This window comes from Saccharopolyspora sp. NPDC002578 (assembly GCF_053592695.1).
The window spans coordinates 1-4594 of record NZ_JBSFWJ010000148.1; the positions used below are offsets into that span (position 1 = coordinate 1).

Annotated in this window: 2 protein-coding genes; both read right to left on the bottom strand. The window is 75.1% G+C overall.

Annotated features, from left to right (window positions below; translation table 11 throughout):
• Positions 1–190: 190 nt before the first annotated feature.
• Complete coding sequence (gene cydD, locus ACWD38_RS30035) at positions 191–3451, bottom strand: thiol reductant ABC exporter subunit CydD (protein WP_450125420.1); 3261 nt, start codon at positions 3449–3451, stop codon at positions 191–193.
• Entirely contained in the window at positions 3448–4455 is a 1008-nt protein-coding gene (cydB, locus tag ACWD38_RS30040) for a cytochrome d ubiquinol oxidase subunit II (protein ID WP_184483851.1), read from the bottom strand. The genes cydD and cydB overlap by 4 nt, the downstream gene beginning before the upstream one ends.
• Positions 4456–4594 lie beyond the last annotated feature (139 nt).

Genomic DNA, 4594 nt, shown 5'->3' on the forward strand with positions numbered 1-4594 from the left:
GGGTCATTCAGCGGAACCTCAGTCGTCTTCTCGCTGCGGGGTCTTTTTCCCGAGTGGCTCCGCCACGAGGGAAAAAGCCGTCCTCGCGAGAAGACGACTGAGAACCCGCCGGTGGTCGTCCTGCTTTGGTGGTCACTGCTCAGCGGCTTCGCCGCTGACAGGACGATGACCGGCAACGGCGGGCGAAGCACTACCCGGGGTGCGGGGTGGCGGTGACGACTCCCCCGTCGCGCACGTGCAGGACGAGGTCGGCGGTTTCGGTCTCGGCGGGCCGGTGCGTCACGTGCAGGACGGTGCGTTCGGTCTCCGCGCGCAGCCGGTGCAGCAGTGCGGTCGAGGTCTCGACGTCGAGGTGCGCGGTGGGTTCGTCGAGCAGCAGCGGGCCGGGGGCGAGCAGCGCTCGGGCCAGGGCGAGGCGTTGCGCCTCCCCGCCGGACAGGGCGGTGCCGCCGGCGCCGACGAACTCGCCTAGCCGCTCACCCCAGCCGGGCAGCCCGGCCAGCCGCAGCGCGTCGGCGAGCTCCCGGTCGTCGGCGCGCGGCGCGGACATCCGCAGGTTCTCCCGGACGGTGGTGGACACCAGGTTCGGTTCCTGCGGGCACCAGGCGGCCTGGCTCGGCAGCCGCGCCGTGCCGCGTTCGGCGGGCAGGAAGCCCAGTAGCAGCGCCAGCAACGTGGACTTGCCGCTGCCGGAGGGGCCGACGAGGGCGACGTGGGTGCCGGGCGGGACGGCGAGGGTGACGCCGCGCAGCGCGGGTTCGGCGGCGCCGGGCCAGCGCACGTCGACGTCGCGCAGGTCGATGCTCCCGTCCGGCGATGGCTCCGGGGTCTCGGTGCCGGTCCCGCCCGCCGCGAGCAGCGGGGCGAGCCGGTCCTGCGCGGCGCGCAGGTTCCGCCACTGCTGCGCGGCGGGCGGCAGGGCCGCGGCGGCTTCGGCGGCGGCGAGCGGGACGAGCGCGAGCAGCGGCGCGAGTTCCGGAGCGAGCCGTCCGGCCGCGACCGCCCCGGCGGCGAGCCAGGCCCCGCCGAGCACGGCGACGCCGATGGCGAGCGCGCTCACCGCGGTGGCGGCTCCGGTGGCGAACGCGGCGCGGCGGGCGCGGGCCGCGAGCCGGGCGTCGGCTTCAGCGAGCTCGGCGCGGCGGGAGGCGTGCGCGCCGAACGCGAGCAGCTCGGCGGAGCCGTCGAGCAGCGCCAGCACCCGGTCCGCGACGTGGCGCCGCCCGGCGGCGACGGCGGTGCTGGCGCGGCGCTCGGCGAACAGCGCCGCAGCGGCGCCGCCGATGCCCGCGACCAGCAACGAGACGGCCAGCAGCGCTCCCGCCGCGGGCAGCACGAGGGTCTGCAGCACCACGGCGGCGAGCGCGACGAGCACGGCGGCCAGCGGCGGCAGGATCACCCGCGGCACCAGGTCGCGGACCGCGTCGACGTCGTCGACGAGCCGCGCGATCCCGTCGCCGCGGCGCAGCCCCGCGGTGCGGGCGGGCCCGATCCGCACCAGCGCGTCCCACAGCCGTTCCCGCAGCGATCCGGCGAAGCGGAACGCGGCGTCGTGCGTGACGAGGCGTTCGACGTAGCGCAGCGCGGCGCGCGACAGCGCGAACAGGCGCACCCCCACGACGGCGACCGTGAGCACGAGGATCGGCGGCTGCTGCGAGGCGCGGGCGATCAGCCACGCCGAGGTCGCGGTCAGCGCGAGCCCGGACAGCAGCGACAGCGCCGCGAGCACCACGCCGAGCAGGGTGCGCGGGGTGATCAGCTCGCGGAGGGTGCCGCGTGCCGGGGGCAGGCCGGGCACGGCGCCCGGCGATCCGTCGGCGGGCTCCGGTTCGGGTCCGGCGGCGTCGATGTCGGGGCGGTGGCTGGCGAGGACCACGGTGGCGCCGCGCTCGGCGGCCCGCTCGATCGCTTTGTCGACTTGGCGCGCTGTCGCCGGGTCGAGGTGCGCGGTCGGCTCGTCGAGCAGCAGCACCCGCGCGGTGCCGCGCAACCGCAGCAGGGCGCGGGCCACGGCGACGCGCTGGCGCTCCCCGGTGGACAGCCCGTCGACCGCGCGGTCGCGCAGGTGCGCGGCGGCGGCCTCGGCGAGCACGTCGGGGATGGCGGCGGCGGTGCCGTCGGGCTGGTCGGTGACGGCGAGTTCGAGTTCGTCGGCGACGGTGCCGCCGGTGAACACCGGCCGCTGCGGCACCCACGCGAGGTGCCCGCGCCAGGCGGCCGGGTCGAGCTCGCGCAGGTCGGTGCCCGCGTACTCGACGGTGCCGCGCTCGGGCCGGGTGAAGCCGAGCAGCACGCCGAAGGTGGTGGACTTGCCGCTGCCGCTGGGACCGATGCCGTCGAACCCGTCGAGCCGCAGCACTTCACCGGGCCGGGCGGTGAAGCCGATCCCGTCCGGCGCGTGCCCGCCGCGCCGCGCCACGGCTAGGTCGCGCACGCGCAGCTCCCCGGCGGCGGCGAGCGGCCCGGCTCCAGTGGAGCCGGCGTCCACATCGGACTCATCGGTGGAGATCACCTCGTCCGCGCGGCGCACCGCTTCCACGCCGTCCTCGCTGGCGTGGTGGGCGGCCCCGGCCGCGCGCAGCGGCAGGTAGCACTCGGGGGCGAGCACCAGCACCATCAGCCCGGTCGCCAGGTCCAGCTCGCCGGACACCAGCCGCAGCCCGATACCGACGGCGACCAACGCCACCGACAACGAGGAGAACAGCTCCAGCACCAGCGCGGACAGGAACGCGATGCGCAGCGTCGCCACGGTGCTGCGCCGGTGCCGCTCGCTGACCTGGCGCACCACGGCCCGCTGCGCGCCCGCCCGGCGGAACGCGGTGAGCACCGGCAGCGCGCGCACCAGTTCGTGCAGCTGCGCCGACAACCGCTGCGTCGAGTCGGTGGCGCGGGCGGTGCGCTGCTCGGTGTAGCGGCCGACGAGCCACGCGAACAGCGGGATCAGCGGCACCGTGATCAGGATCGTCACCGCCGAGACCCCGTCGGAGAGCAGGATCCACGCGCCCACCAGCAACGGGACGACGGCGGCCGTGACCAGCGCGGGCAGGTACTTCGTGAAGAACGCGTCGAGCGAGTCGAGGCCCTTCGTGGCCAGCGCGGTGAGCTCGACCGGCCCGCGTTCCTGGATCCACTCCGGTCCGCGCCGCAGCGCCGAGTCGAGCAGCTTCGCCCGCAGTTCCTCCTTCGCGCCGGCGGCGGCCCGCGCGGAGACGAACTCGGTGGCCCAGCCGAGCGCGGCGCGGGCGACGATCGCCCCGGCCAGCACCGCGAGCCGCCCGGTGATCGCGTCCGGGTCGACGCCGTCGGTGACGACCTCGGCGAGCGCGCTCGCCAGCGCCCACGCCTGCACGATCAGCGCGGCGGCGTTGCCCGCGGCCAGCGCGCCGGCGGCCAGCAGCGCCAGCCGGGCCGACCGCGACAGCCGGGGCAGCGCGCCCAGCGGCCCGCTCACGGCGCGTGCACCGGCGGGATGTGCTGGGTGCCGATGCGCTTGCGGAACACCCAGTACGTCCAGCCCTGGTAGACCAGCACGGCCGGGGTGCCGAACGCGGCGACCCAGGTGATCACGGTGAGGGTGTACGGGCTGGAGGCGGTGTCGGCGACCGACAGCGACCACGCCGGGTCCAAGGTGGACGGGATGACGTTGGGCCACAGCGCGCCGAACAGCGTCACCACCACGCCCGCGAGCGCGATGCCCTGCAGCGCGAACGCCTGGCCTTCCCGCCACGAGATCATCCGGGCGAGCCCGGCGACCGCGGCGGCCAGCGCGACGCCCAGCGGCACCCACGTCCACGGGTCGCCCTGGGGCAGCTGCGCCAGCAGCAGCAGGCCGATCACCGGCAGCAGCAGCGGCGCTCCGAAGCGCAGCGCGAACTTCCGGGCCCGCTCCCGCACCTCACCGGCGGTCTTCAAGGACAGGAACACCGCGCCGTGCAGGAACGAGAAGCCCCACACCGCGAGCGCGCCCAGCACGTTCGGCAAGGTCAGCAGCACCAGCGGGCCGCCGACGCGGTCCCCGTTGGCGTCCAGCGGCAGGCCGAACACGCTCGCCGACAGCACCAGCCCGATCATCATCGGCGCGATCCAGGACGCGGTGACGATCACGACGTCCCAGGTGCGCCGCCACCGCGCCGTGTCGACCTTGCCGCGGTACTCGAACGCGACGCCGCGCCCGATGAGCATCAGCAGCAGGAGCAGCAGCGGCAGGTAGGTCGTGCTCAACAACGCGGCGTACCAGCCGGGGAAGGCGGCGAACGTGGCGCCGATCGCGACGATCAGCCAGACCTCGTTGCCGTCCCACACCGGCCCGATCGTGTTGATCAGCACCCGGCGCTCGCGCTCGTCGCGCCCCAGCACCGGCAGCAGCATGCCGACGCCGAAGTCGAAGCCCTCCAAGAACAGGTACCCCAACCACAACAAGGCGATCAAGGCGAACCAGAAGGTGGGCAGGTCCATCACGGTCTCCAGAAGGTGGCTGAGTTGCTCAGTGGGTCGGGTCGCGGAACCTCAGCGTTCTTCTCGCTGCGGGATCTTTTTCCCGAGTGGCTCCGCCACGAGGGAAAAAGCTGTCCTCGCGAGAAGAACGCTGAGAACA